Origin of the sequence: Kocuria palustris, from assembly GCF_016907795.1 — a bacterium.
GTDB lineage: Bacteria > Actinomycetota > Actinomycetes > Actinomycetales > Micrococcaceae > Kocuria > Kocuria palustris.
Genome location: NZ_JAFBCR010000001.1, coordinates 1455960 through 1482077 on the forward strand (window position 1 = coordinate 1455960; position 26118 = coordinate 1482077).

General features: G+C 70.5%; 20 protein-coding genes. 5 read left to right on the forward strand and 15 right to left on the reverse strand.

Annotated features, from left to right (window positions below; all coding sequences use genetic code 11):
- Positions 1 to 43: 43 nt before the first annotated feature.
- A complete protein-coding gene (locus JOE55_RS06410) occupies positions 44 to 1600 on the forward strand; it encodes an NCS2 family permease (RefSeq protein WP_390886470.1) in 1557 nt (518 codons plus the stop codon).
- Between the two features lie 81 nt (positions 1601 to 1681).
- On the opposite strand, the gene JOE55_RS06415 is transcribed toward JOE55_RS06410, so the two are convergent.
- The 4 genes from JOE55_RS06415 to JOE55_RS06430 form a co-directional block, all read right to left on the reverse strand.
- A complete protein-coding gene (locus JOE55_RS06415) occupies positions 1682 to 2563 on the reverse strand; it encodes a spermidine synthase (RefSeq protein ID WP_204782362.1) in 882 nt (293 codons plus the stop codon).
- A gap of 10 nt (positions 2564 to 2573) precedes the next feature.
- A complete protein-coding gene (locus JOE55_RS06420) occupies positions 2574 to 2963 on the reverse strand; it encodes a GNAT family N-acetyltransferase (protein ID WP_204782363.1) in 390 nt (129 codons plus the stop codon).
- Between the two features lie 140 nt (positions 2964 to 3103).
- The gene (locus tag JOE55_RS06425) at positions 3104 to 3445 is read right to left on the reverse strand and encodes a thiamine-binding protein (protein WP_006214103.1); all 342 of its coding nucleotides are present in this window, start codon (positions 3443 to 3445) and stop codon (positions 3104 to 3106) included.
- Between the two features lie 112 nt (positions 3446 to 3557).
- A complete protein-coding gene (locus JOE55_RS06430) occupies positions 3558 to 4562 on the reverse strand; it encodes an IS481 family transposase (RefSeq protein ID WP_204781644.1) in 1005 nt (334 codons plus the stop codon).
- Positions 4563 to 4784: 222 nt separating this feature from the next.
- Between JOE55_RS06430 and pta the strand changes: the two genes are divergently transcribed.
- Both pta and JOE55_RS06440 read left to right on the forward strand, forming a co-directional pair.
- Positions 4785 to 6878 carry a phosphate acetyltransferase gene (gene pta / locus JOE55_RS06435; RefSeq protein ID WP_204782364.1) on the forward strand — a complete coding sequence of 698 codons (2094 nt, stop codon included), beginning with the start codon at positions 4785 to 4787 and terminating at the stop codon, positions 6876 to 6878.
- A 55-nt stretch (positions 6879 to 6933) separates the two neighbouring features.
- Positions 6934 to 8166, forward strand: a complete 1233-nt coding sequence (locus JOE55_RS06440; protein ID WP_061711010.1) for an acetate/propionate family kinase — start codon at positions 6934 to 6936, stop codon at positions 8164 to 8166.
- Between the two features lie 76 nt (positions 8167 to 8242).
- On the opposite strand, the gene JOE55_RS06445 is transcribed toward JOE55_RS06440, so the two are convergent.
- The 4 genes from JOE55_RS06445 to JOE55_RS06460 form a co-directional block, all read right to left on the reverse strand.
- A complete protein-coding gene (locus JOE55_RS06445) occupies positions 8243 to 8746 on the reverse strand; it encodes a phosphoribosyltransferase (protein WP_204782365.1) in 504 nt (167 codons plus the stop codon).
- A gap of 62 nt (positions 8747 to 8808) precedes the next feature.
- Entirely contained in the window at positions 8809 to 9834 is a 1026-nt protein-coding gene (locus tag JOE55_RS06450) for an LLM class flavin-dependent oxidoreductase (protein ID WP_204782366.1), read from the reverse strand.
- A 63-nt stretch (positions 9835 to 9897) separates the two neighbouring features.
- Positions 9898 to 11154: a lipopolysaccharide biosynthesis protein gene (locus JOE55_RS06455; protein ID WP_204782367.1), complete on the reverse strand. Its 1257-nt coding sequence runs from the start codon at positions 11152 to 11154 to the stop codon at positions 9898 to 9900.
- Between the two features lie 176 nt (positions 11155 to 11330).
- The gene (locus JOE55_RS06460) at positions 11331 to 12926 is read right to left on the reverse strand and encodes a hypothetical protein (protein ID WP_204782368.1); all 1596 of its coding nucleotides are present in this window, start codon (positions 12924 to 12926) and stop codon (positions 11331 to 11333) included.
- Positions 12927 to 13253: 327 nt separating this feature from the next.
- Between JOE55_RS06460 and JOE55_RS06465 the strand changes: the two genes are divergently transcribed.
- Positions 13254 to 13910 carry a YveK family protein gene (locus tag JOE55_RS06465; protein ID WP_239546468.1) on the forward strand — a complete coding sequence of 219 codons (657 nt, stop codon included), beginning with the start codon at positions 13254 to 13256 and terminating at the stop codon, positions 13908 to 13910.
- 36 nt (positions 13911 to 13946) lie between these two features.
- Here JOE55_RS06465 and JOE55_RS06470 read toward each other — a convergent pair whose 3' ends face one another.
- From JOE55_RS06470 to JOE55_RS06485, 4 genes are read right to left on the reverse strand one after another with little or no spacing between them, the layout of a single operon-like run.
- Positions 13947 to 14636, reverse strand: a complete 690-nt coding sequence (locus JOE55_RS06470; RefSeq protein ID WP_204782369.1) for a WecB/TagA/CpsF family glycosyltransferase — start codon at positions 14634 to 14636, stop codon at positions 13947 to 13949.
- A 40-nt stretch (positions 14637 to 14676) separates the two neighbouring features.
- Positions 14677 to 15810: a prenyltransferase/squalene oxidase repeat-containing protein gene (locus JOE55_RS06475; protein WP_204782370.1), complete on the reverse strand. Its 1134-nt coding sequence runs from the start codon at positions 15808 to 15810 to the stop codon at positions 14677 to 14679.
- A complete protein-coding gene (locus JOE55_RS06480; protein WP_204782371.1) occupies positions 15807 to 16883 on the reverse strand; it encodes a glycosyltransferase family 4 protein in 1077 nt (358 codons plus the stop codon). Before JOE55_RS06480 ends, JOE55_RS06475 begins: the two co-directional genes overlap by 4 nt.
- Positions 16880 to 18349 carry a hypothetical protein gene (locus JOE55_RS06485; RefSeq protein WP_204782372.1) on the reverse strand — a complete coding sequence of 490 codons (1470 nt, stop codon included), beginning with the start codon at positions 18347 to 18349 and terminating at the stop codon, positions 16880 to 16882. Before JOE55_RS06485 ends, JOE55_RS06480 begins: the two co-directional genes overlap by 4 nt.
- Before the next feature lie 407 nt (positions 18350 to 18756).
- Between JOE55_RS06485 and JOE55_RS06490 the strand changes: the two genes are divergently transcribed.
- A complete protein-coding gene (locus tag JOE55_RS06490) occupies positions 18757 to 19356 on the forward strand; it encodes a YveK family protein (protein ID WP_338125444.1) in 600 nt (199 codons plus the stop codon).
- Positions 19357 to 19385: 29 nt separating this feature from the next.
- On the opposite strand, the gene JOE55_RS06495 is transcribed toward JOE55_RS06490, so the two are convergent.
- The 3 genes from JOE55_RS06495 to JOE55_RS06505 form a co-directional block, all read right to left on the reverse strand.
- Positions 19386 to 20777, reverse strand: a complete 1392-nt coding sequence (locus JOE55_RS06495) for a phenylacetate--CoA ligase family protein (protein WP_338125445.1) — start codon at positions 20775 to 20777, stop codon at positions 19386 to 19388.
- 114 nt (positions 20778 to 20891) lie between these two features.
- Positions 20892 to 22178, reverse strand: coding sequence for an AMP-binding protein (locus JOE55_RS06500; protein WP_338125446.1), 1287 nt, complete (start codon positions 22176 to 22178; stop codon positions 20892 to 20894).
- A gap of 223 nt (positions 22179 to 22401) precedes the next feature.
- Positions 22402 to 26100: a proline dehydrogenase family protein gene (locus tag JOE55_RS06505; RefSeq protein ID WP_204782375.1), complete on the reverse strand. Its 3699-nt coding sequence runs from the start codon at positions 26098 to 26100 to the stop codon at positions 22402 to 22404.
- Positions 26101 to 26118 lie beyond the last annotated feature (18 nt).

Below are 26118 nucleotides of genomic sequence, written 5' to 3' on the forward strand. Positions count from 1 at the left end.
CGTGCCGCATGACCGACGGCGCCCTTCTCGAGAGAGCCGCACCATGTCCTCACCCTCCTCGCGCGACTCGTCGCAGCCACCCTGGCAGGCCTCCGACGCCCCGTCCGAGCACACCGCGCCCGCCTCCCCGGAGCAAGCGACCGCCACCGGCACCGACGTCGCCGCACCCCCGTCGGCGCCCAAGGGCGGCCTCGACCGCTGGTTCAAGGTGACCGAGCGCGGCTCCACCATGGGCCGCGAGGTCCGCGGCGGCGTCGCCACGTTCATCGCCATGAGCTACATCGTGGTGCTCAACCCCCTGATCCTGGGGCTGGGCGCGGACTCGACCGGCGCCACGCTGGGCGTGGACCGCGTGGCCGCCATGACCGCCCTGATCGGCGGCGTCATGACGATCCTGATGGGCGTCGTGGCCAAGACCCCGTTCGCCGTGGCCACCGGCCTGGGAGTCAACGCGTTCCTGGCCGTCACGATCGCCACCACGCCCGGGCTGACCTGGGCGCAGGCCATGGGGCTGATCATCTGGGCCGGCGTGATCATGTTCGTGCTCGTGCTCACCGGCTTCCGCACCGCGGTGTTCAACGCCGTGCCGGCCTCGCTGAAGTCGGCGATCGTCGTGGGCATCGGCCTGTTCATCGCGCTGGTCGGCCTCGTCAACGCGGGCTTCGTGCGCCGCATGCCGGATGCCGCCGGGACCACCGTGCCCGTGGACCTGGGCGTGGGCGGCGAGCTCATCGGCTGGCCGCTGCTGACCTTCGTGATCACGCTGCTGCTGACGATCACCCTCATGGTGCGCAACATCCGCGGGGCCATCCTGATCGCGGTGCTCAGCGGCACGGTGCTGGCGCACATCCTGGAGGCCGTCGCGCCGTCCGGCTCCTCCGCCGAGAATCCGGCCGGCTGGTCGCTCGTGGTGCCCTCGACCCCCACCGGCCTGTTCTCGCTTCCGGACCTCTCCCTGGTGGGCGAGGCCGACCCGGTCGGGCTGTGGACCCAGCTGGGCGTCACGACCGTGCTGCTGCTGATCTTCACGATCCTGCTGTCCATCTTCTTCGACGCCATGGGCACCATGGTCGGGCTCTCCGAGCAGGCCGGTCTGGTCAAGGACGGGAAGATCGACAACGTCGACCGCATCCTGCTCATCGACGCCGCGGGCGCGGTGGCCGGCGGCGCGGGCTCGGTGTCCTCGAACCAGATCTTCGTGGAGTCCTCGACCGGCATCGCCGAGGGCGCGCGCACCGGCCTGGCCAACGTGGTCACGGGCCTGCTGTTCCTGGCCGCCATGTTCATCACCCCGCTGGTCGAGGTCGTGCCGTTCGAGGCCGTGGCCCCGGCCATGGTGGTCGTGGGCTTCCTGATGGCCAAGAACGTCGTGCGCATCGACTGGGACGACTGGGGCATCGCGGTGCCGTCGTTCCTGACCTTCGTGCTCATGCCGTTCACGTACTCGATCGCCGACGGCATCGGCGCCGGCTTCATCTCCTACGTGTTCATCCGCGTGGTGCAGGGCCGGATCCGCGAGATCCACCCGCTGATGTGGGTCGTGGCCGCGGCCTTCGTGGCGTACTTCGGCATCGGGGTGATCGAGGGCTGGATCCTCTGACCGTCTGATCCCCACCCCGCCGAGTGGATCCTCAGTTGCGCTATTCCGCCTTTCAGCGCAACTGGGGATCCACTCGGCGTTTCAGGGGGCGGGGTCTCGGCGGGGCGGGACGGTCCCGACGAATGCGCGCACCCAGCTCGCGTCCTTGTGCTGAGCGGGCACCGGGTCGATCAGCAGCTCGCGCTCCATGGCCGCGGCCTCCGGCGAGGCAGCTGCGGGCAGGGGCGCATGGGAGGCGGCCAGAACGACGTTGCCGTAGCGGCGCCCCTTGAGCATCGCCGGATCGGCGACGGCGGCCACGTGCTCGAACACCTCCCGCAGCGCCGCCGCCTCCGCGCGGGCTCCCTGCAGATCGCGGGTGTCGCCGACGTTGAGCAGGTACAGCCCGCCCGGGGCCAGCACACGATCGACCTGACGGGCGAACTCCACGGTGGTCAGCGGCTCGGGCGTCACAGAGCCGGCGAAGACGTCGCGGATCACGACCTCGCGCGTGGACTCGGTCAGCGACTCGGTGACCTCCCGAGCCTCCCCGGCGCGCACGCGCAGCAGCGGGGCCCGCGGCAGGTCGAACCAGCCGCGCACGAGCTCGACGAGCCGCGCGTCCAGCTCCACGACCACCTGCCGGGCCTGCGGCCACTGCCAGTGGACCCAGTGGGCCATGGAGCAGGCGCCGCCGCCCAGATGAAGCACGCGCAGGCTCGTCGGGTCCAGGTGCGCGGACACGTGCGTCCGCAGCATCGCGGCCATCCAGCGCATGTACTCGAAGTCGAGCAGCTCGGGCCGGGAAGGGTCCACGTGCGAGGACGGGACGCCGTTGACGAGCACCGTCCAGGCGCCGGGGCTCAGGTCATCCGGACGCAGCTCGACCTCTCCCGTGGCGATCGGCCACGTCCCGGGCTGCAGCGCATCCGGATCCTCGGAGGCCTGTGCATCGTCCCTGCGGTTCCTGCGCTGTCGGCCCATGCGCGCCAGTCTAGGAGCGGCGCATCCGGAAGGTCTCCTGCCCGGACCAGGGGCCGTCGGCCTGATAGGACGGGCCGATGCGCTCGAACCCGTTCTTGGCGTAGAAGGCCTCCGCCCGCGCATTGCCCGCCATGATCCAGAGGTAGACCGGGTCGTGGCCCTCGACGGCCTCGTCGAGCAGCTGCCGACCCAGTCCGGAGCCGTGCAGGCGCTCCAGGACGTAGAGCTTCACGAGCTCGCGCTCGGGCTGAAGGTCGGGCTCGAACTGCAGCTCCCAGCGCTGGGGGCCGTCGCACACCGTGGCGAATCCCGCAGGCTCGCCCGTGCCGTCGAGCCCCAGCACCACGCGGCCGGTGGGATCGGAGAGGAACTCACGGTCCTCGGCGGCGATGGCCGCCACCGACTCCTCCGAGAGCAGGGCCTCGGCGAAGTCCTGGCCGTACAGCGGCTGGTAGGTCTCGCGCAGGCAGGCGACGTGCAGCCGGGTCAGGACGTCGGCGTCGTCGGGACCGGCGACGCGCGTGGACCAGGCGACGGAGCTCAGGACTCGTCCTGGGCTGCGTGCCCGCTCTCGAGCTGCTGGCGCTGGATCGCGGCCTCGAGACGTTCGACCTTGCCGTCGAGCTCTCCGGAGTGGCCGGGGCGGATGTCCGCCTTGAGCACGAGCGAGACGCGCGGGCCATAGCGCCCGACGGCCTCGGTGGCCTCCTTCACGACGGCCATCACCTCGTCCCACTCCCCCTCGATGCTCGTGAACATCGAGTCGGTGCGGTACGGAAGCCCGGAGTCGCGGACGACCTGGACAGCGGCTGCCACGGCGTCGTGGACGGAGCCGGCGGGGTTGTCCCCGCCCATGGGCGATACGGAGAAGGCGACGATCATGCCCCCAGCGTAAGCCTGCTCACCGGCGCTCGGACAGGGCCCCCGTCGACGACCGCCATGTGAAACCCCGGGGAAGCCCGGGCAACCCCGGGTCCGGCGGCAGGCCCACCGCCTAGGTGTAGGAGGGCATGACGTTGTTGACTCGAGCCGGTGTGCGTGAGGCCGGGGGCTGATCACCACAGGCTGTATGCGGGCGATGGTAGTTGTAGTGATTCACCCACACCTGCACGGCCTGCCGGCGGGCCTGCTCGGAGTCATAGGCCCTCGCGTAGAGGACCTCATCGACCATCAGCCGGTTGTAGCGCTCGACCTTGCCGTTATGCCGCGGCGTGTACGGGAGGATCCGCTGATGCCGACCCGCCAGGGCCTGCACCGTACGGGTGAAGTCGGCGGCACGGTAGTTGTTCCCGTTGTCCGTGACCACCCGCTCCAGGTCGGGGATGCCGTGCGCGGCGAAGAACACCCGGGCTCGGGAGAAGAACCCGATCGTGGTGGCAGCACGCTCATCGGGCAGGGCCTCGGTGTAGGCCAAGCGCGTGTGCGCATCGATTGCCGAGTGCAGGTACGTATAGCCGACACGGCCCTGGCGCTTGGAGGCCAGGGCCGCCTGGCTGCCGCGGCCATGGGCCCACCAGCCCCCGCCATCGGGGATGCGCCCGAGCTTCTTCACGTCCAGGTGCACCATCTGCCCGGGCCTGCTCGTACGGATGCGCTGTGGGGCTCGGCGCAGCTGTTCCCCGGCCGGGGTGAGGTCGCGCAGTCGGGAGATCCCGAGTCGGTGCAGCCACCGGCCCACGGTGCGCAGATGCAGCTGATGGCCTTCGGCGCGCAGATGGTGATGGATGCGCCGGGCTGGCCACTTCCGTTCCCGCCGCAGCTCTTCGATCCGGACGATGAGCCGCGGATCGAGCTGGCTGGTGGCCGTGTGCGGACGACTGGAGCGGTCCTTCAACCCCGGCCGCCCTTCGGCGCGATAGCGGGCCACCCAGGTCGTGACGGTCGGGCGCGAGACACGGAACTCGGCGGCCACGTGAGCGATCGGGATGCCGTCGTGCAGGTGGCGTTCGACCATGCGCAGACGCCCGGTAGGGGTCAGTGGTGCATTAGCGTGGGGCATGAGCGGGCTCTGTCTTTCCGTGGATGGGTCGTGTAGGAACTTCCATCCTGCGGCGAAGAGCCCGCTCGCCTCATCTGAGCACGCCGTTGGTGACAAGAACCTCATGCCCCACAACACCTAGGCTGGACAGCAGACTGGTCTGTGCCCGTCGGCGTGTTCGGGGAAGCCCCGGGGACCACGCAGGGGCGGGGCACGGAGACGACCTCGACGAGGAGCATCCCCATGACCCAAGGCATCTACCTCAGCGCCATGACGCCGGCCGCCGGCAAGTCCCTGATCGCGCTGGGGCTGACGGACACCCTGTTCAAGAACTCCGACCGTGTGGGCTTCCTCCGTCCGGTGCACCTGGGCGAGACCCCGGAGCAGGACCCCATGCTCGCGCTCATGGCCCAGACCTTCGAGCTGCCGCCGGAGCGCTGCCGCGGCGCTGTCACCCTGGACCGGTGCCGGGAGCTCCTGGCTTCGGGCGATCACGACGCCCTGGACTCTGCGGCCGTGGACGTCTACGCGCAGATGGCCGAGCACTGCGACGTCATCGTGGTCGACGGCACCGACCTGCTGGCGCACAACGCCGCCACCGCGGAGTTCGACCTCAACGCGCGCCTGGCCAACAACATGGGCTGCTCGGTGCTGGCCGTCATCGGCGGTCAGCAGGCGGAGCACCCCGAGGACCTGCTCAACGCCGTGGAGGTCACCCGCACGGAGCTTCGCGACTCCAAGTGCGACATCTTCGCGATCATGGTCAACCGCTGCCCCGCCGAGTGGGTCCAGGAGGTCGCCCAGAAGGCCAAGCGCGGGCTGCACAACCTCCCTGTGTACGTCCTGCCCGAGGTCCCCGAGGTCATCAGCCCCACCGTGGAGGAGCTCGTGGAGTCGGCGGGCCTGCGCTCGGATCTCACCGACGTCACCCTGGACCGCGACATCAAGGGCGTGAAGATCGCGGCCATGAACGTCGAGCACTTCCTGGAGCTGCTCGTCGACGGCGATCTGGTGATCACCCCCGGGGACCGCTCGGACGTGCTCATGGCGACCCTGGCCGCAGCGCTCACCCCGGATCAGGCCACCCCCGCCGGTGTGCTGCTCACGGGCGGGTTCGTGCCCGAGGGCCTGGTGCGCTCGTTCGTGGCCAGCGCCCCCTTCCCCGTGCTGAGCACCGAGGAGGACACCTACACGGCCGCCAAGCGCGTCGGCTCCGCCCGCGGGCGGATCGTCAAGGGAGGCGCCCGCAAGTCGGCGGCCGCGCTGGGCGCCTGGGCGAATCAGGTCGACGGCGAGGAGCTGGCCTCGCGCCTGCGCCTGGAGCGCCCCGAGCGCCGCACTCCCCTGCGCTTCCTGCACGAGCTGGTGGAGCAGGCCCGTCGCGACCGCAAGACCGTCGTACTTCCCGAGGGCGACGACGCCCGCATCCTGCGCGCCGCCGAGATGATCCACCGCCGCGGCTTCTGCGATCTGGTGATCCTGGGCGAGCCGGGAGAGGTGACCCGCCTTTGCGATGCCGAGGGCATCGACCTGGACTTCGAGGCCGACGGGATCGAGCTGATCGACTTCCGCAACGACACCGAGCGCCGCGAGCGCTACGCCGACGCCTACGTGGAGTACCGCAAGCACAAGGGCGTGGACAAGGACACCGCCCTGGAGCGCATGCTCGACGGCTCGTACTTCGGCACCATGATGGTCCAGCTCGGCGATGTGGACGGCATGGTCTCGGGCGCGGCCCACACCACCGCCAACACGATCCGCCCCGCGCTCGAGTTCGTGAAGACCAAGGAGGGCGTCGGCGTCGTCTCCTCGGTGTTCTTCATGCTCCTGGAGGACCGCGTGCTGGTCTACGGCGACTGCGCTGTGAACCCCAACCCGAACGCCGAGCAGCTCGCGGACATCGCCAAGGCCTCCGCCCAGACCGCCCGGGCCTTCGACGTGGACCCGCGCGTGGCCATGCTGTCCTACTCGACCGGCTCCTCCGGCTCCGGCGAGGACGTCGAGCGGGTCACCGAGGCCACCCGACTGGTCCAGGCCGAGGAGCCGGACTTCCCCGTCGAGGGCCCCATCCAGTACGACGCCGCCGTGGACGCCTCGATCGCCCAGAAGAAGCTGCCCGGCTCCGAGGTGGCCGGGCACGCGACCGTGTTCGTGTTCCCGGACCTGAACACCGGCAACAACACGTACAAGGCCGTCCAGCAGTCCGCCGGCGCCGTCGCCGTGGGCCCGGTCCTGCAGGGCCTGCGCAAGCCGGTCAACGACCTCTCCCGCGGCACCACGGTCGAGGACATCGTCAACACCGTGGCCATCACCGCGATCCAGGCCCAGAACGGCTGAGCGTTCGCCGCAGCGGCACCTCAGCACACCGAATCCCACCATCCGAAGGAGCGCCATGCTCGTCCTCGTCGTCAACTCCGGCTCGTCGTCGCTGAAGTACCAGGTCCGGGAGGTCACCACCCAGGAGGGCGGGGAGCCCTCCGCCTACACCTCCTCCATGCCGCGCGTGGACGAGCTCGTGAACATGGACGAGGCCACCCAGGGCGCCGAGGGCGGTGAGGTCATCACCGAGGGCCTGATCCAGAACATCGGCACCTCGGAGATTGAGGATCACACGCAGGCCCTGGAGCTGCTGGCCCAGCGCCTCGAGGAGGAGCTCGGCGACCGCACGATCGACGCCGCCGGGCACCGCGTGGTCCACGGCGGCGAGCGGTTCTCCGCCCCGGTGCTGGTCAGCAACGAGATCATCCGCGCCATCGAGCGCCTGGCCCCGCTGGCCCCGCTGCACAACCCGGCCAGCGCCCTGGGCCTGCGAGCCATCCAGAAGAAGTGGCCGCACATGCCCCAGGTCTGCGTGTTCGACACCGCGTTCCACCGCTCCATGCCGGAGCACGTGTGGCGCTACGCGCTGCCCGAGGAGATGTACTCCGAGTACGGCGTGCGCCGCTACGGCTTCCACGGCACCTCGCACGACTACGTCACCGGCGAGGCCGCACGCTTCCTGGGTGTGGAGCGCGACAGCTTCGACGCGGTCGTCGCCCACCTCGGCAACGGGGCCTCGGCCACCGCGATCAGGGACGGAGCGTCCTACGACACGTCCATGGGCTACACGCCGCTGGCCGGGCTGATCATGGGCACCCGCACCGGCGATCTGGACCCGTCGATCGTCACGGCCCTGCTCGAGCGCTACCCGGATCTCGATGCTCAGCGCCTGGACCAGATCATGAACAAGGAGTCCGGGCTCAAGGCCCTGGCCGGCCACTCGGACATGCGCACGGTCGACGAGCGCGCACAGGCCGGCGACCAGCGCGCCGAGCTCGCCCTGGAGATGACCGCCTACCGCCTGGCCAAGTACATCGGCGGCTACCACGTGGCCGTCGGAGGGGCTCAGGCCCTGATCTTCACCGCGGGGATCGGGGAGAACTCCGCGGGCTTCCGCCAGCGTGTGGTCGACAAGCTCGGGGCGCTGGGCGCAGAGCTCGACCCCGAGGCCAATGCCGTGCGCGGCGACGAGGTCCGCCGCATCTCCACGCCGGAGTCGCGCCTGGAGATCCTGGTGGTCCCCACCGACGAGGAGCGCGCGATCGCCGAGGCCACCGCTGCGCTGGTGAGCCGTCGGGCGAGCTGAGCCGCTGCGCGCAGGCCGGATCGCAGAAGCCCCCGATGCCGCTGCGGCATCGGGGGCTTCTCTGGAACTGGGCGACTCAGGCGGCAGGGGTGACCGGGGGCTCGTCGGACCAGGGGAAGACGATCCACTCGTCGGTGGCCTTCCACACGAAGTCCGGGTCCACCAGGGAGCGCGGCTTGGAGTAGATGACGGCCGAGCGGGTGTCCGACTGGTAGCCCTTGAGCAGCTCGAGCACCAGCGCCAGGGTGCGCCCGGAGTCGGCGACGTCGTCGACGACCAGGACCTTCTTGGAGCTGATCGACTCGACATCGAGCATGGGGGCCAGCAGAACGGGGTCCGGCAGGGTCTCGTGGACGTCGGTGTAGAACTCGACGTTCACCGCGTCCAGCAGCTTGACGCCCAGTGCGTAGGACAGCGCGCCTGCCGGGACCAGCCCGCCGCGGGCCACACCGATGATGATGTCCGGCACGAAGCCGCTGTCAGCGATCTTCTGCGCGAGCTCCCGGGTGGCGGCGCCGAAGCCCTCCCACGTGAGGATCTCCTTGCCGTCAACGTCTGCCGCGTCTGCGTGATAAGCCATGCACACACCCTAGTCCCCCGCCCGCGCGCGAGGGCAGGGACGAGGACGACGACCGCGCAGGATCAGTCGGCGAGCATGTCCTGGACCAAGCGGCGGACCTCGGTGCCGTAGAGCTCGATCGAGCGCATCATGGCGCTGTGCGGCAGGGTTCCGACCGCGTACTTGAGGTCGAAGCGCGCGGCGCCCAGAGCCCTCTGGTGACGCACGATCTTGCGCGCCACGGTCTCCGGGGAGCCCACGTAATAGGCGCCGTCGGGCCCGGCCATCTGCTCGAAGGCCTCCCGGGACAGCGGCGGCCAGCCGCGCTCGCGCCCGATCACCGCATGGTTGTGGGCCTGGGCGGGGAAGAACTCCTCGCGCGCCTGCTCGTCCGTCTCGGCCACGTGGCCCGGCGAGTGCCAGGCCACGGGCAGCTCCGGCTTGCCGAAGTGCTCCAGAGCCCGGCGATAGTGCTGCGCGAAGGCCGCGAAGGCGGTGGGGCTGCCGCCGATGATCGCGAAGATCACGGGCATCTCGTAGTGCGCGGCACGCACGACCGACTGCGGGGAGCCGCCCACCGCGATCCACGCCGGCAGGCGCCCGGACTCCGTCTTGGGGTAGACCTCCAGCCCGTCGATCGCCGGGCGCAGACCTCCCTCCCACGTGACGGGCCCCTCGGACTGCAGCCGGGAGAACAGCTCGAGCTTCTCCTCGAACAGCCGCTCGTAATCCTGCAGGTCGAAGCCGAACAGGGGGAAGGACTCCGTGAAGGAGCCGCGGCCCAGGACGACCTCGGCCCGGCCGGAGGACAAGGCGTCGACGGTCGCGAAGCGCTGGTAGAGGCGCACCGGGTCATCCGAGGAGAGCACGGAGACGGCGGTGCCCAGTCGGATCGTCTCGGTGGCAGTGGCCAGCCCCGCCAGGACCGTGTCCGGTGCCGAGATCGCGAAGTCCCTACGGTGGTGCTCGCCGATGCCGAAGAAGTCCAGGCCGACACGGTCCGCCTGGAGGCCCTCGGCCAGGACGTCGCGGACGACCTGGGCATCCGAGAGGAGCTGACCGTCCGGGCCGGGGTGGACGTCGCCGAAGGTGTTGAGTCCGAGTTGCATGGCATCTCCTGTGATCGCGGGACGACCCCGAATCATAGTTGATACATCACGTAGCTGCGAGGGTCAGTCGGCTCGATGCCTGGGCCGGAGTCCCCGCAGATGCACCAGGAACCCGGTGACCATGGAGCACGAGCGAAGCAGCTCGCCGATCAGCATCCACCAGGCCATGCCCACCGCAGTGTCGGTCCCCACCAGCCAGGCCCCGCCCACCACCAGGACCAGCTGAGCCCCGCTGATGACCATGAAGAGCCGCTCGCGCCCGCCGAACATGAGCACGTTGCTCGTGGCCGAGGTCAGGGCGTTGATCAGCGTGGCCACCACCAGGATGACGGAAGCGCCCCACGTGCCCTGGTACTCCGGGCCGAGCAGATCGACGATCCGCTGCTCGCCCAGCACCAGCAGGAAGCCGAGCAGCAGCGTGGGAAGCACTGCCGAGACCGCGGCCGCCTCCAGCACGAGAGCGACCAGTCTGCCGCGCCGGGTCACGGACATCGCGATCCGCGGCATGAAGACGGTGGCCACGGCGGTGGTGCCCATGGCCCCTGCGGACTGGATGCGCTGGGCCACCTCGTAGGTGCCGGTGGCCGCCAGGGAGCGCGCGCCCAGCAGGAACATCAGCCCGCGCACGCTCAGCGCGGTCAGCGCGGACCCCGCCGCCAGGATCAGCGACTGACCCCACGGCACCGGCGGGACCGTCACGCTCGGCGGCGGCGGCCCTGCCGAGGGCGACAGCCGCCAGAAGGCGATGCTGATGATCACGAAGGCGGCCACCTGCCCCGGGATCAGCAGCTGCGGGGCGAGCAGCGCGGAGGCGATCGCGATCAGCAGCGCGAGCCCCGGCAGGGCCACGGACTCCAGGAACTGCCCCGCAAGCGGCGCCTGCCGCGCCACCCGCTGGACCATGAACAGGCGCCCCAGGGCCGAGGAGACGGCTACGCCGTAGAGGACGAGCACGAGCCCGCCGGTCCCCGCGGTGAGCTGGACGATCAGGGACGCCGCCAGGGCGAGGACGGTGAGCACCGCCCAGATGCGCAGCAGGGCCCGGGCGTCGCGGCGGGCGATGGCGCGGGCCTCGTCGTGACGACCCTCGGCCCACAGCGGCGACTGCGAGCGCATGCCGGACGTGTCGAGCCCGAAGGTGCCGGCGGCGCGCGCCACCAGGGCCACGGCCCACATGATGCCGTTGAGCCCCACCATCTCGACGGGGAAGCGCAGGGCCACGACGGCCACCAGCAGCATCTGCAGGGCGGCTCCGCCGATGCGGATGGACATGACCAGCACGGACTGCAGGGCGGCAGCGCGCCGTCTCTCAGCAGCCATGTCCCACCCGTCCTCCGCTCATGCCGTGCGATCCCCGTGCCGCGGCGCCGGACCTCCCGGTCCCCGCACCGTCCCCGCGGCGCGCAGGCGCCTGCCGGCGGGCCTGTCTCGCGGCGCTACAGTCTACGTCCCGCCTCCGGCGCAGCACCCGGGTCGGGCACCCCCACTTGTGCGGCTCAGGCACGTCGACCCGGGTCGTTCTCGGGCGGGTCCGAGCCATCCGGCCGCCCCGGCTGCGGGCCGACGGGCTCGGGCCCGCCCTGTGCCCAGGGGACCGTCACTGCGGCGCTCGCCCAGGGAGCGATGGCCGCTCCCGACGCAGAGACGGGCTCGGAGGCGGAGCCGGGTCCGGACGCGGATGCGGATGCGGGGCCGGTCGCGGTCACGGGCTCGGGCGCACCGACGGATGCCGCGGCGGTCGTCGGCTCCGCGGTCAGGGCGAGCACCACGCCGGAGAGCAGGAAGGGCAGCCCGTACATCGGCGGGGCCACGAACACCGGTGCTGCGACCGATTCGATGGCCATGGCCGCGAGCCACCCGACGCCCACGGAGCCGATCCAGCGCAGGTGCGGATCCTGGCTGCGGCGCATCATCCGCCAGGCGGGCAGCCCGAGCATGACCAGACCGCCGATGTAGCACAGCAGCCCCAGGACGCCGGTCTCCGCCAGGGGCGCGGGCCAGAAGGTGTCCGAGAGGAAGTCGACCTCGTCGTGGCCCGTCATCCCCCAGATGCGCGTGTAGCCGAGCTCCTGGTAGTAGGGGCTGTAGTTCTCCGCGGCCGTGAACGAGGCGAACCGCCCGAAGCCCACGCCGAGCGGGAAGGCCCCCAGCGCCAGCGGGATGCTGTCCAGGGTCAGGCGGATGCGAGCGGTCTGGCTGACGTCGGAGAGGTACTCGGTCAGCGTGGCATCCACGACGCGCGTGAGCGTGTCCCAGCCCAGGATCAGGGCCACCGGCGTGAGGATCGCCAGGCTCGTGAGGTACATGGCCTTCTTGCCCGGCAGCGACGCTCGGATCCCCAGGGAGACCACGAGGGCCGAGGCGATCGACTTGCGGCGGAAGGCCAGCAGGCAGGCGAGCCCGGAGCCGATGAGCAGCGCCAGGCTGATCCGGGAGCGGCGGATCGTGGAGCGGTAGGCCAGGATCGCGATGAACGCCAGGGACATCGTGGTCCCCAGTCCCACCGGGTGGTTGAACGGCCCGGAGAGGCTGGCGATCCCGCCGCGCTCGCTGAGCTCGACCGTGCCCGCGCTGATGAAGTCGTTCCACGCCGCGGGTGCGGCCGCGTTGGCCGCGGTGAACAGCAGGATCACGACGACGGCGACGGCGCCGCCGCGGATCAGCCCGGGGATGTCCTCGCGGCGCCAGTCCAGCTGCGCCAGGGCGAAGGCGAGCATGGGGCCCTTGAGGAACAGGAAGGCTCCGGTGACGGTGATGCCCAGCGGCACCGAGTGCACGAGACCGCTCAGGACCCCGAGCAGGCCGAAGGCCAGGAAGAGCCACAGCGCGGCGAAGCAGCGGACCGATCCGTGATCGCGCAGCCTGCGCAGGGTGAACAGCACGACGGCCAGCAGCACGCACAGCTCGTCCATGTACCCCACAGCGCTGCTGCCGGTGACCGTCTGCGCCGTCTGGGAGATCACGGTCGACACGGCGACGACGCCGGCGAACGCCTTGGGCGCGCGGAAGGCCGCCCGCAGCAGCCACAGCACGGCAGCGCCACCGAGGGCGCAGACCGCCGCGAGCACCAGCGCCTCGGCAGGACCCGTCACCTCTCCCCCTCCCCCTGCGACGCTCCCCCGAGCGTCTTCCGCCCGCGCGCATCCGACGGGCGGCGCGCGGTCTCCGGGCCCATGCTCGCACGTTCGGAAGCTCCTCTGACAAGGGGCGTCCGGTTGTCCCCACATCTGACGTCGCGCAGCAGTTCATGCGCCGCGCTCTCGACGCGCCGCCGCCGCACCTGCCTATCATGAGCGCGCCGGGGCTGAGCCCCGAGCAGCGGCATGGCCGGCGGCTTCCGGGGGGACCGTCGCGCCCAAGGCGCCGCTGGGATGACATGGCGCGCCCAGGGCGCGCGGGGGACCGACGAAGGGCAGGCCATGCACCAGAGCTCGGCAGGAGAGCAGACCGTGGCTCCGGCAGTGCGCGACATCAGCGGCGCGGAGCTGGGCTCGGCGCTGCGCCGCGGATGGTGGAAGGCGCTGCTGGGGCTGATCCTGGGGCTCGGGCTGGCCGCGGCCTTCGTCGTCACGCAGGCCCCCACCTACACCTCCGTGACCATGGCGCTCGTGCGCCCCTCCACCGACGACGCGACCTCGGTCGAGAGCCTGGCCGCCGAGGACCTGGCGCAGGCTCGCGCGGCCACCTACGAGTCGCTGGGCAACTCCGTGGTGGTGGCCGACGAGGTGCGCCGCGACCTGGGGCTGGAGACCTCTCCGGAGGACCTGCTGGAGCAGGTCACCGTGGTGTCCACGCCCGAGACCACCGGCCTGGAGATCACCGCCACGGCGAATTCGGCCGACGGCGCCGCCGAGCTGGCCGGGGCCTGGCGCGATGCGCTCAGCGATGACGCCGACGCCGACGGATCCGACGGGGCCGGGGACCGCGTGAGCATCGAGCCAGCCGGGGAGCCGACCGTGCCCGCGACGACGTCGGGCCTGTCCGATCCGGCCGTCCTGGTGGTCGGCGGGGCGGTGGGGCTGCTCGTCGGCATTCTGGTGGCGGTGGGCACCGCCCGGCCGGCGCGCAGGGCCTGAGGACCGCGCGGCCGCCGTCGGACGCGGGGGCCGCCGTCAGCCGCGGCGCAGCAGCTCCCTGACCAGGTACCAGAGGAACTTCGAGTTGCCGACCGCGTAGCGCTTGAACATCCGCCGCGGCTCCAGCACCAGGCGGAAGAGCCATTCGAGGCCGAGGCGCTGGATGATCGCGGGAGCCCGCCGGGTGCGGCCGGCCACGACGTCGAACGAGCCGCCCACCCCCACGCTGAGGCCGACGTTCATGGCCTCGCGGAAGCCGTAGATGAAATCCTCCTTCATGGGCGAGGGCAGCGCCACGAAGAGGATGTCGACGTTGAGCAGACGGATCGTCTGCGCCATCTCGGCATCCGTCATGTGCCGGCGCCAGTATCCGTCGCGGTGGCCCACCACATTGGCGCCGCGGGCAGTGAACTCCCGGCGCACTCGCCCGACGACGTCCTCGCGGGCGCCGAGCAGGAAGATCCGCTGGCCCTCCCGGGCGGAGAGATCGACCAGGCGGTTCATGACGTCGATCCCCGCCACACGCTGCGGAAGCGGGCGGCCCAGGAGGCGGGCGGCCCACACGACGGCCTGGCCGTCGGCGCTCACGAGCGTCCCCCGGTTGAACTCCTCGAGCTTGGACGGGTCCTCGATGGCCGCCACGAGCTTGGCGGCATTGACCGAGAGGTGGTTCTGCCCCTTCCCCGTCGCGATCATCTCCCGCAGCCGGTCGATGGTCTGATCCATCGTGAGCGCATCGACGCCCACACCCATCACGTCCGTGCGCTCAGGCGCAACCTCTCGCCGCATCTGATCCGTCATCGGTTCTCCCCCCAGAGTCCCAATCGGCCCGCCGTCCTGACGAGGCCCATGAGGCCAGCGCGACAGCCGCGTGGCCCTGATTCCACCGCATGTGCGGAAGCCCCCTGCCTCCGCTGCGGAATCCGCCGTCGCCGCCCTGCAGTCCCAGCAGATGCCGAATCGCGGCCTCCGGGTCCGGGACCGGCCAGCCGCGCTGCGCTGCGCGGGCCAGATACCCCACCGTGGTGGCCACGTTGTGCACATCCGTCGAGACCTGCCGGTCATCCGCCATGTAGAGCGGAAGACCTTCAGGGCTGAGACAGCGGTCCTTCCAGAACTGCGCGCCGCGAGCTGCCGAATCCCCCGATTCGAAGCCCATCTGCTGCAGCGCCCACAGCGAGTCCAGGTTGTAGATCGTGTGGAAGCTGTCGATCCACTCGAGTCCCGGACCCTCACCGTACGGCCAGGAGCCGTCCTCCGCCTGCGCGCGGACCGCCCGGTCCACCGCAGTGCGGATCAGTTCCCTGTCTCCGTCCAGCATCGCCAGCGACTCCGCCGCAAGCAAGGACCCATTGTGCACCAGTCGGTCCGAGGTGGTCGTGTACCGGAAGTAGCCCGATGTGTGGAACTGCCCCTCCAGCCAATCACGGACGTCAGCGCTGACCCGGTCCAGCATCCCCGCCGCGGACAGGGCGCGCAGTGCGAAGGTCACCGCGATGACGTTGGGGCTGCCTGCCGGGTAGAAGGCCCAGCGCGTCTGGACGTCGAACTCGTAGCCCCACGGACCCGTCCCGCGCTCCTGGAGGATCCGCTGCGCGAGCTGCCTGGCCGTCTGCTCGTCGCCGGACAGCGATGCAGCCGTCGAGAACAGCGCCATCCCCTTGGTCATGCGCACCGGGGGAACACGTGTGGCGGCGCGCAGGCCACGGCCCAGGCGCTTGTGCCCCTGCACCCAGACTTGGCGAGGAACGCGTCCGCGCAGCACGCGCGCGTACGGCGAGAGCAGCCCGTCGTACGGGTCCGTCCCGGCGTAGTCGCGCTCACGGGCGAAGGCCATGGACCGCTCCAGCGCCTCCTCGACCTCCGTCCGCAGCTGCGGCTCGAGTCCCTGCGGCGTCATCGCTGACCCCCTTCCACCTCGGCATCGCCCCCGACGGCCGCCTCGAGGATGTCGTCGAAGCGCTTCCGATAGCCGTCCATGCTGTAGCCCCGCTCCCAGGTGGTGCGGGCGGCGGCGGCGATCCGCTGCCGCCGGGCGTCGTCGTCGATCAGCTCGGCCAGGCCCCGAGCGAGCGCCGTCACCTCCCCCACCGGGACGAGCATCCCGTTCTCGCCGTCGTCGACGACCTCCGGGACCGCCCCGACGGGCGTGACGACGGGTGCCAGACCCCACGCCATGCCCTCGAGCAGCGACAGCGGGAGGTTCTCCGCCCGGCTGGGCAGCACCAGGATCTGGGCACGGCGCAGCTGGTCCTGCAGGGCCTCCGCGTCCAGCCAGCCCGTGAGCTCGACCCGCTGCGCGCGGTCCACGGCGGCCCGGATGGAGCCATCCGGGTCATCGAGATCGCCTGCCAGGACCAGGACGGCATCGCGCCCGGCGCTGATCCGGGACCATGCCTGGAGCAGCTCGGGGGCCCCCTTGCGGGCACCCACGCGGCCCGCGAAGAGCACGCGCATCGGATGGGTCACGTGCTGCGGGACCTCTTGAGGACCAGGGACCGCGTTCGGCAGCACGGACACGGCAGCATCCGACACCCCGAGCTCCTCCTGGACGAACTGCGCCCAGCTCTCCCCCAGGACGATGACCTGGTGAGCCGCCTGGAACATGTTCTTCACCAGGGCCTGCTCCAGGCGCCCACGAGATCGGAAGTAGTCGTCATAGCCGCCCCCGTGAAGGTGCAGTGCGTATGGACGGCGGCGAAGGCGCACCAGTGCGCTCAGCGTCAGCTTGCGCCATGTGCTGCCGCGGGAGGCCACGGCGAACACCCGCAGGTGCGCTGACGAAGGCCCGAGGCAGTCAGCGGCCGCCCTCACGAAATGCGCCAGCCTCTGCAGAGCCGGTCCGGGAGCACCGCCGGAATCCAGGAAGACCAGTGACGTGCGCTCGGAGCTCGTGCCGAGCAGATGACCGGCCATGATGCCGATTCCGCCCGAGGACCCGGGGACAGGTCCGATGATGGTCGCCTTGATCATGAGACTCCTTCCTGCTGCTGGGCACCGAGCTCCCAAGGAGCGCGTCCGGGCTTGGCTATCGATGCATCCTGTTCGGCGGCCTGCGACGGCCTCACCCCCAGCGCTCGTCGCCCGCTGCGAGGCTCTGCTCCGAGCGCCAGGCACAGTCCTGCCACTGCGAACGGCAGCCCGTACATCGGCGGCGACAGGAAGACCGGCGCGACGACCGACTCGATCAGCAGCTGGGCGAACCAGGCCACAGTCACCGCCCCGATCCACTTGCTGTGCCCATCCGAGGCCGAGCGCATCATCCGCCAGCCGGGGACGATGAACATGATCAGCGCTCCCAGATAGCACAGGGCGCCCAGGATCCCGGTCTCGGCCAGCGGGGCCGGCCAGAAGGTGTCCGAGAGGAAGCCGCCCATGTCGCCCTGCCCCAGACCCCAGATCCGCTCGTAGCCCAGATCCGTGTAGATCGGGCTGTAGTTCTCGGAGGCCGTGAAGGAGCCGAAGCGGCCCAGACCCACCCCGAGGGGGAACGCACCGACAGCCAGCAGGAAGCCGTCGATCGTCATCCGGATGCGAGCGACCCGATCCCAGTCGGTCAGGTACTCGGTGAGGGTCCCGTCGACGACGGCCGTCAGGGGCTCCCGCAGGACAACGAGGCCCACGGGAAGGAGGATCACCGCACTCGTGACGAACAGAGCCCGTGGAAGGGGCAGGACAGCGCGAACGCCCAGGGCCACGGCGATCCCCGCCACGATCGACTTGCGGCGGAAGGCCGCCAGGCAGGCCAGACCGGTGGCGATCAGCAGGACGAACGTGAAGGGCGTCCGGCGCACCAGCAGGCGGTAGAGGTAGATGGCCAGGAAGGCCAGGGCCATGGTGGTGCCCAGCCCGACCGGGTGGTCGAAGGGCCCGGTCAGGCTCGTGAAGCCTCCGCGCTCGCTGGCCACCTCCGTCCTGCTCACCAAGTCGTTCCACGGGCCCGGAGCCGCGGCGTTGAGCGCGCAGGTGAACAGGATCACCACGATCACCGCAGCGCCGGCTCTGGCGATGCGAGGCAGATCTGCACGACGCCAGTCCAGCTGAGCCACCGCGAAGCCCAGCGCCGGCCCCTTGAGGTACAGCAGGGTCCCCATGAGCGTGATGGACGAGGGCACGGCATGCACCACGCTGCTGATCAGGCCGAAGAGGATGAAGGCGAGCAGGAACCACACCGCGGCGAAGAAGCGCAGCGCATGATGATCGATCAGACGCCGAGCGCAGGCCACGCCCACGGCCAGCACGACGGCGAGCTCATCGCCGTAGTTGAGGATCGAGATGCCGCCCACCGTGCCCACGGTCTGGGAGATCATCGAGTAGACGACGGCAGCCCCGATGGTGGCCTTGGGATGCGCCAGGCAGAGCTTGACCGCCCAGGCGACGCCGACCAGCAGGACCACGCCGAGGGCACCCCACGACAGGGCTGAGACTGCAGTCTGCATGTGTGCTCCTCCCCGGGACGGTCCCCGTGCCGTCGAATGCAGAGCGTCGACGCTCCGGATCCCCCGATCCGGTGCCGAGCACCTGCCGCTGCGCCCGACCGCTCCCCAGCGGCGGCACGCATCACGACATGATGGCACGACGTCACGTGCCTCCGGGCAGATGTTCGTTCATGAAGGCTGTTTGTCCACTCAACTGCACGGTTCATGGCCGTATACAGCATGTGCGTCAGATCGGTGACACTACTCTGGGAGACCGGACGGGAGCCTTCGCAGCACTGCAGCACCGTCCACCTCGCTCTGGGGAGAGCGAACGATTCGAATTCAGGGGGAGCAGCAGAATCATGCATACCAGCAGGCGCACCGAGACCCGGTCCCGCAATCAGGGCGGCGATCCCATGGTCAGAGACGTGTCCGCCGAGCATCTCGGGACGGCGCTGCGGCGGCGCTGGTGGGCCCCGCTCGTGGGCCTGATCCTGGGTCTCGGCATCGCGCTCGGGCTCGCGGCCTCGGAGCCTCCGCAGTACGAGTCGGTCACGACCATGATGGTCCACGCCGGGGCGGACGATGACACCGCCGCCGAGCGGCTGGCCGCCGAGGAGCTGGCGATCTCCCGCACCACGACCTACGAGGCCCTGGGAGAGTCCCTGGTGGTCGCCGAGGAGGCCAAGAGCGATCTCGACACCGACAAGTCGGCCTCGGAGCTGCTCGACGGCATCACTGTGACGGCCACACCGGCCACCACGGGCGTGGAGATCACGGCCGTGGGCGAGTCGCCGGAGGAGGCGAGCGCCCTGGCGGAGGCCTGGCGCGACGCCCTCACCTCAGTGGTGGCGACCAGCGCCGAGGACGCGCAGGTCAGCATCGAACCGGCGGGCAGCCCCACGACTCCCGTGGATCCGTCGGGCCTGAGCATGACCATGATCGGAGTCATGGGTGCTGCCGTCGGCCTCCTGCTCGGCATCATCGCCGCAGTCGCGACCACACGCCCGCGCACCGAGCTGCGCTGACCGACGGCAGGTCGGGCCTGCCGTCGGGCTCAGGCCCAGGTCCCGCTGACTCCGGCGATGTTCTGGTCGACGATCCGATCCTTGCCGTTCGGCGGGATCTCCAGGTGCTCCACCAGCTCGAAGCCCAGCTCCACCTGACCGGCCGTGCGTCGGCACATCGCCTGGTAGAACTCCTCGAGCTCCTCCGGGGCGGCATCAGCCGTGGGCTCGACCCGCAGCGTGACGCGGCCGGGCACGTCCTGCCGGAAGCGGAAGCGGCGGATGCACAGGAACTGATGCCCGTGCACGTTCAGTGACGTGGTGGGGAACAGCGAGCCGTCTGCGCGTACCAGGCCCTCTCGGCCGCGCCGTGAGGAGATCGCTCGGAACGTGGGCTGACCCCAGGCATCCGTGCCCACGCGCTCGGCGGAATCTCCCGTGTCATAGCGCAGGAACGGCTGGCCCTTGATCATCAGGCTGGTGGTCATGAGCCGGCCGCGCTGCCCCACCTCCACGGGCAGGCCGTCCTCTCCGAGCAGCTCCGTGATGCCGTACAGGGGTTCGGCATGGAAGGTTCCGTCCGGATCCATCGAGGCGAAGCAGGTCCGCTCGCTCAGACCGTAGAAGTTGGAGATCCCCGCATTCGGGAACACCCGCTCGAAGGTCTGCTGCTGGCCGGGCGTGAACTCCTCCGAGACGGCCAGGACGCCGCGGATCTGATGACGCCATTCGTCGTCGGGCAGCTGCTCCTCGACCAGCTTGGCCATGTAGCTCAGGGCCGACGGATAGCCGTGCAGGTAGCGGATCCCGCGATCGCGCACCCAGCCCCACTGCTCCTGGATGCGTTCGGGGGCCAGCGCCTGGACCCGCAGCACCAGCTCGCCGGTCGCGCGCTGCAGGTAGTGATCCGCCCCACCGGGCAGATCGGCCGCCCCTCGCAGGAACAGCCGCCAGTCGTCGAGCTCATAGCCCGTGGCCCGGTGCCAGGCATCGAAGACGTAGGCCCACTCAGCGGCCCCGCGCTGCCGGTCCAGGTGGAACAGGATGGGATCGCCCGAGGTGCCGGAGGTGGCGGTCATCTGGACGCCGCTCTCCGGGACCGTGAGCATGCGCAGGGAGTGCTTGGACAGCTGCTCGCGGGTCAGGATCGGCAAGCGGGAAAGTCGTTCGAAGGCGCCGACGCCGCGCTCGCGCAGTGCCTCGTATCCGGGCTCGGAACCGTAATAATCGGTCTCGGCTGCTTGATCGAGCAGCTGCTCGAGCCGTCGTCCGCGCTCCTGGGACGCCCAGGACGGCACCGTGCGAGCCTTGCGCAGCTCCCTCAGCGTCCGCTGGAACACCGGTCCATAGCGCAGCGACGGCGGAATGGCTCGGACGAGGGGGCCCACTCTCTCCCGCTGGTCCGCCGGAAGGTGGGCGACCTTCTCACGAAACGATCTCACGCTCTCCCCTTCGGATGTGGTCGCGCCGGGGGTCATCGGATCAGCTGCCCAGAGGCGCGCACCTCTGATGCGAGGTTACGTGTTCGTCCGCAAATTCTCCATGCGATTGCAGGATCATGACCAGGTGGTCGCCGCCCCCGGAATCTGCTGATCCACCAGACGCTCCTTGCCGTTGGCCGGGACCTCCAGACGGTCCACCACCTCCAGCTCGAGGTGGATGCGATCCCCGATGACCGCCGCCATCGCTCTGTAGAGCTCCTGGATCTGCGCATCGGTGGCTCCGGTGACCGGCTCCACGAGGAACGTGGCCTTGCCCGGTTCATGCTGTCGGAACCCGAACTTCCGAGCTGCGAGCACCTCCATGGTGTGCATTCCGAAGATCGCGGCGGGCAGGAAGCTGCCGTCACTGCAGATCAGCCCCTCCCGCCTGCGTCGTGATCGGATCTCACGGAAGATCGGCTGACCCCAGGGATCCGTTCCCGTACGCAGCGCCGAGTCACCCGTGTCGTAGCGCAGGAAGGGCTGTCCGGTGAGCCGCAGACCGGTGGTGATGATCCTGCCGCGAGCGCCGACCTCGACGGCTCGGCCCTGCTCATCGACCAGCTCGACGACCCCGTAGAGGGGCTCGGGGTGGAAATCGCCGTCGTCGTCCATGACGGCGAAGGCCGTGCGCTCGCTCAGCCCGTAGAAGTTGGCCACGCGCGCCTGCGGGAAGACCCGGTGCAGGATCTCCAGCTGGGCCTCTGTGAGCTCCTCCGAGACGGCGAGGATCCCCCGGATCCTGTGCCGCCAGTCATCGTCCGGCAGCTCGGTCTCCACCAGGCGCGCCAGGTACGCGATGGCCGATGGCAAGCCGTGCAGGTACTGGATCCCTCGCTGAGAGGCCAGCTGCCAGTGCTCCCTGATGAGCTCGGGACGCAGCGCCTGGACGCGCAGCACGACCTCCCCCGTGGAGCCCTGGACGAACCAGTCCGCACCACCGGGAAGCTCGGCTCCGCGCAGCCGCAGACGCCAGTCGTCGGCCTGATAGCCGGTCCTCCGCTCCCAGGCGCTCAGGACGTAGGCCCATTCGCTGGCGCCCCGGCTGCGGTCGAGCCAGAACACGATGGGCTCCCCGGAGGTCCCGGAAGTCGCGACCCGCTCGAGCTGGGCCTCGGGCACCGTGAGCATCCTGCTGCTGTGCTCCGTCACCGCCTCCCGCGTGAGGATGGGCAGGCGGCTCAGCCGCTCCACCGGCGGCATCGTCGTCTCGACCAGCGCCTCGTACCCCGCAGCTGAGCCGTAGTAGTCCGTTCCAGCCGCGGCATCCAGCAGCGACTGCAGCCGTCGATCTCGCTCTTCACGCCCCCATGACGGGACCGTCCACGCCTTCCGGATCTCCCGCTGGGTCTGTCGGAACACGGGCCCGAACCTGATCCCTGCAGGCACATGCCGGGCGAATCCGGCGATCCGCTCCCGCTGCTCGGGCGGAAGGTGGGCGATGGTCTCGCGCAATGACATAGCTGCTCCCCTCTGCAATGACCGATCGGGGCGCCGCTGGGCAGCGGCGCCCCGATCGGCCCGTCATCTCATCGTCGGCATTCGATTATCCATGCCTCGAGCAGGCATCCGCCGATCGCGCTCCTCAGCCCATCAGCTCGTCCCGCAGCCGGTGCATGTCGGCGAACCGGTTGCCGAATCGGTGCAGCGTGATGGACACGGCCTGCTCGTGGAGCATCTCCTGGATCTCCACGCGGGAGGCGCCGACGATCGGGTGCATCATGACCGCCACGTCCGGGGTGGCCCCCAGATCGACCACCAGGTCCGCATCGGTGCCGACGACCTTGATGCGCGCGCCCACGCCGAGCTCGAGCACCTCGGGATCGGAGTCCTCCGAGGCCCGGCCGCCGAAGGGCAGGCGATCGCGCAGCTTCTGCACCGCGGAGCGCTGCTCCTCCGGCTCGGACATCGCGCGGTAGGCAGTGCGGGCGCCGAGCAGGCGCCGGGCCTTGGCCTGGACGCGGAACCGCTCGTCGTCGACGGCGGGCAGCACCTGGGTGAACAGGGCGCGGGCCGCCCGCGGCAGGGCCTCCATGACGGCAGGCGCGGCCGAGAGCGTGACCTCCGAGCCGGAGCGAGCGGCGGCCAGACCCACGCGGATCACGTCGGTGACCGGGGCATCCTCCGCAGCGCGCACCACGATGTCGCGGGCGCGGTAGCGGAAGATGTTGGCCTCGCTGACCAGGCCCGTGGGGTCCTTGGCCACGCCGAACTCGGACTCCCAGGCCCGCTGGTCGGCAGCGGCGCAGGCTCGCAGCCAGGCCAGATCCTCCGCGGGCAGCGCCTCGATCACGTCGGCGTCACCCAGGACGTCGCGCACCGCGGGCAGCAGCCCGGGCTGCAGCTCCACGGAGTCGCCGGCGCGGAACCCCGCCTTGGTCCAGTGGCCCATCTGCGTGAGGTAGTTCGGGCCGCCGGCCTTGGCACCCAGGCCCACCGACGACTTCTTCCAACCGCCGAAGGGCTGGCGCTGCACGATCGCGCCGGTGATGCCGCGGTTGACGTAGAGGTTGCCGGCCTCCACGCGCTCCAGCCAGGAGCCGACCTCCTGCACGTCCAGGGAGTGGATGCCGGCGGTCAGGCCGTACTCCACGGCGTTCTGCCACTCGATCGCCTGGTCCAGGTCCTTGGCGTGCATCAGTCCGAGCACGGGGCCGAAGACCTCGGTCTCGTGGAAGAAGGAGCCGGGCTTCACACCCGTCTTGATGCCCGGGCGCCACAGGCGGCCCGAGTCGTCGAGCTGCTTGGGCTCGAGCAGCCACTTCTCGCCCTCGTCCAGCTGGGTGAGGGCGCGCTTGAGCTTGTCGCCCGGCTGCTCGACCGTGGGGCCCACGATGGCCTGCAGGTTCTCCGGCCAGTCCACGACCATGGACGACGCCGCGTCCAGCAGCTGCTTCTCGTAGCGCTGCGAAGTGGCCACCGAGCCGACCATGATGCCCAGCGAGGCCGCCGAGCACTTCTGCCCGGCGTGGCCGAACGCGCTGGTGACCAGATCCCACACGGCCTGATCGCGGTCCGCTGCCGGAGTGATGATCAGGGCGTTCTTGCCCGACGTCTCGCCGATCACCGGACGGCCGCTGCGCCAGCCGCCGAACAGCTCGGCGGTTTCGTAGGCGCCCGTCAGCACGATGCGGTCCACGCCCGGGTGGCTCACCAGCGCCTTGCCGGTGTCGCCCTCGACGGCGTCCACGAGCTGCAGGACGTCGCGCGGGACGCCCGCCTCCCACAGCGCCTCCATCAGCGCCGCGGAGCAGCGCACGGTCTGCGGTGACGGCTTGTGGATGACGGCCGCACCGGCGGCCAGGGGCGCGACGGTCGAGCCGGTGGGGATGGCCAGCGGGAAGTTCCACGGCGGGGTGACCAGGTCCAGGACATCGGGCTCGAACTCGGCGCCGTCGACCTGCTCCAGCTCCTCGGCATGGCGGGCGTACCAGCGGCAGAAGTCGATGGCCTCGGAGACCTCGGCGTCCGACTGGGTGAAGGCCTTGCCGGTCTCGGCAGCGGCCACTGCCATGAGGTGCCCGCGGCGCTCGGCCAGCTTGTCGGCGGCGCGGTTGAGAATCTCCGCGCGCTCCCGGGCCCCGCGCTCGCGCCAGCCCTTGGCAGCATTGCGACCGGTCTCCACGATCTCGGCGACGTCGTCGAGCTCGAGCGAGTCCGGGGTGGCCAGGCCCTGGTACCAGGACCGGTCCGTGATCAGATCCCGCAGCTCGAGCGCCCACTTCTGGTTCGCCGGGATCGAGATGTCGGTGTCCGGCTCGTTGCGGAAGGGCTCGTCGAGCGGCTGATGGCCCTGGTAGCCGCTCTGGCGCCCGGCGGCCTCCTGCGTGCGGTCCTGCACGCGGTGCGGGCCCGGGGCGCGCTCGCCGTCCAGGACCATGCCCTCCTCGAGCAGCTGCTCGACGGCGGCGCGGAAGCGGCCCTCCTCGCGGCGGAAGATCTGGTTGCCGGGCTCGATCTCGAAGATCCCGGACATGAAGTTCTCCGACTCGGCGTTCTCCTCGAGGCGGCGCACCAGGTAGGCCACGGCGACGTCGAACTCCTCCGGGGCCACGGCGGGGACGTAGTAGAGCACTCCCCCGACGTCCTCGGACACGGCGATCGACTGCTCGGCGGCCATGCCCTGCAGCATCTCGAACTCGATGCGCTCGGAGACCCCGCGCTGCTCGGCGAGCAGCTTGGCGAAGGCGATGTCGAAGATGTTGTGCCCCGCCACGCCCATGCGCATCCCGCGCAGGTGCTCGGGGTCCATGGCCCAGGCCAGGACCCGCTTGTAGTTGGCGTCCGTGGCCTGCTTGGTCGGCATGACGGCCAGCGGCCAGTCGTGCATCTCGGCGTCCACGCGCTCCATGGGCAGGTTGGCGCCCTTGACCAGGCGGACCTTGATCTGCGCGCCGCCCTCGGCCACGCGCCGCTCGCCCCACTCGGACAGGTGCTGCACCGCGCCCAGGGCATCGGGCAGGTAGGCCTGCACGACGATGCCCGCCTCCAGGCTCTTCAGCTCGGGGCGCGAGAGCAGCGTCGTGAAGACCTGGGTGGTCAGGTGCAGGTCCGAGTAGACCTCCATGTCCAGGTTGATGAACTTGGTCCCGGCCGGGGCATCGGCGGCCTTGCGGTACAGCGGCAGCAGGCGCTCGACCACGCGCTCGACGGTCTCGTCGAAGCCCCAGTGCGAGAGCTGCGGGACCACGGAGGAGACCTTGATCGACGCGTAGTCGACGTCGTCGCGGGCCAGGATGCGGTCGACCTCGTCCAGGTGCTTATCGGCCTCGGCGAGGCCCAGGACCTCCTCGCCGAGCGGGTTGATGTTCAGCGAGTCGCCGCGCTGCGTGATGTGCTCGACGGCCTTACCGAACGGGCCCGGTCGGGAGTCGACCACCAGGTGACCGACCATCTGGCGAAGGCGGCCGCGGGCGATCGGGATGACGACGGCCGGAGCCAGGTGGCTCATGTAGCTGCCGGAGACGATCTGCGAGCGATCCAGCGCGGACAGGGACTTGGGGGCGAGGCTCGCGATGCGCTGCAGCGCCCGTGCGGCGGCGACGCTGTCCTCGGTGCGGATGACGCGATCGACGAAGCCGACGGTGAAGTCCAGGCCGCGGGGGTCCTGCAGGATGGCGGAGAGGCGGTCGGCGGCGTCCGAGTCCGCGACTCCCTCTTCGGAGAGCTGCTGGGCCCTGCGGATCCAGGTGGTGGCCTGCTCGACGGCAGGATCGACCAGAGCGGGAAGATCGGCCAGCTCAGCGGGGCCGACCGGGGTGTTGTCGGTGAGGGGGGTGACCATGAGGCGATTCGCTTTCAG

What these genes read in the sequence shown, in the direction of transcription:
- JOE55_RS06410 (WP_390886470.1), top strand. Translation starts at nt 44, where the DNA reads ATGTCCTCACCCTCCTCGCGCGACTCGTCGCAGCCACCCTGGCAGGCC.
- JOE55_RS06415 (WP_204782362.1), bottom strand. Translation starts at nt 2,563, where the DNA reads ATGGGCCGACAGCGCAGGAACCGCAGGGACGATGCACAGGCCTCCGAG.
- JOE55_RS06425 (WP_006214103.1), bottom strand. Translation starts at nt 3,445, where the DNA reads ATGATCGTCGCCTTCTCCGTATCGCCCATGGGCGGGGACAACCCCGCC.
- JOE55_RS06430 (WP_204781644.1), bottom strand. Translation starts at nt 4,562, where the DNA reads ATGCCCCACGCTAATGCACCACTGACCCCTACCGGGCGTCTGCGCATG.
- pta (WP_204782364.1), top strand. Translation starts at nt 4,785, where the DNA reads ATGACCCAAGGCATCTACCTCAGCGCCATGACGCCGGCCGCCGGCAAG.
- JOE55_RS06440 (WP_061711010.1), top strand. Translation starts at nt 6,934, where the DNA reads ATGCTCGTCCTCGTCGTCAACTCCGGCTCGTCGTCGCTGAAGTACCAG.
- JOE55_RS06445 (WP_204782365.1), bottom strand. Translation starts at nt 8,746, where the DNA reads ATGGCTTATCACGCAGACGCGGCAGACGTTGACGGCAAGGAGATCCTC.
- JOE55_RS06450 (WP_204782366.1), bottom strand. Translation starts at nt 9,834, where the DNA reads ATGCAACTCGGACTCAACACCTTCGGCGACGTCCACCCCGGCCCGGAC.
- JOE55_RS06455 (WP_204782367.1), bottom strand. Translation starts at nt 11,154, where the DNA reads ATGGCTGCTGAGAGACGGCGCGCTGCCGCCCTGCAGTCCGTGCTGGTC.
- JOE55_RS06465 (WP_239546468.1), top strand. Translation starts at nt 13,254, where the DNA reads ATGCACCAGAGCTCGGCAGGAGAGCAGACCGTGGCTCCGGCAGTGCGC.
- JOE55_RS06470 (WP_204782369.1), bottom strand. Translation starts at nt 14,636, where the DNA reads ATGGATCAGACCATCGACCGGCTGCGGGAGATGATCGCGACGGGGAAG.
- JOE55_RS06475 (WP_204782370.1), bottom strand. Translation starts at nt 15,810, where the DNA reads ATGACGCCGCAGGGACTCGAGCCGCAGCTGCGGACGGAGGTCGAGGAG.
- JOE55_RS06480 (WP_204782371.1), bottom strand. Translation starts at nt 16,883, where the DNA reads ATGATCAAGGCGACCATCATCGGACCTGTCCCCGGGTCCTCGGGCGGA.
- JOE55_RS06485 (WP_204782372.1), bottom strand. Translation starts at nt 18,349, where the DNA reads ATGCAGACTGCAGTCTCAGCCCTGTCGTGGGGTGCCCTCGGCGTGGTC.
- JOE55_RS06505 (WP_204782375.1), bottom strand. Translation starts at nt 26,100, where the DNA reads ATGGTCACCCCCCTCACCGACAACACCCCGGTCGGCCCCGCTGAGCTG.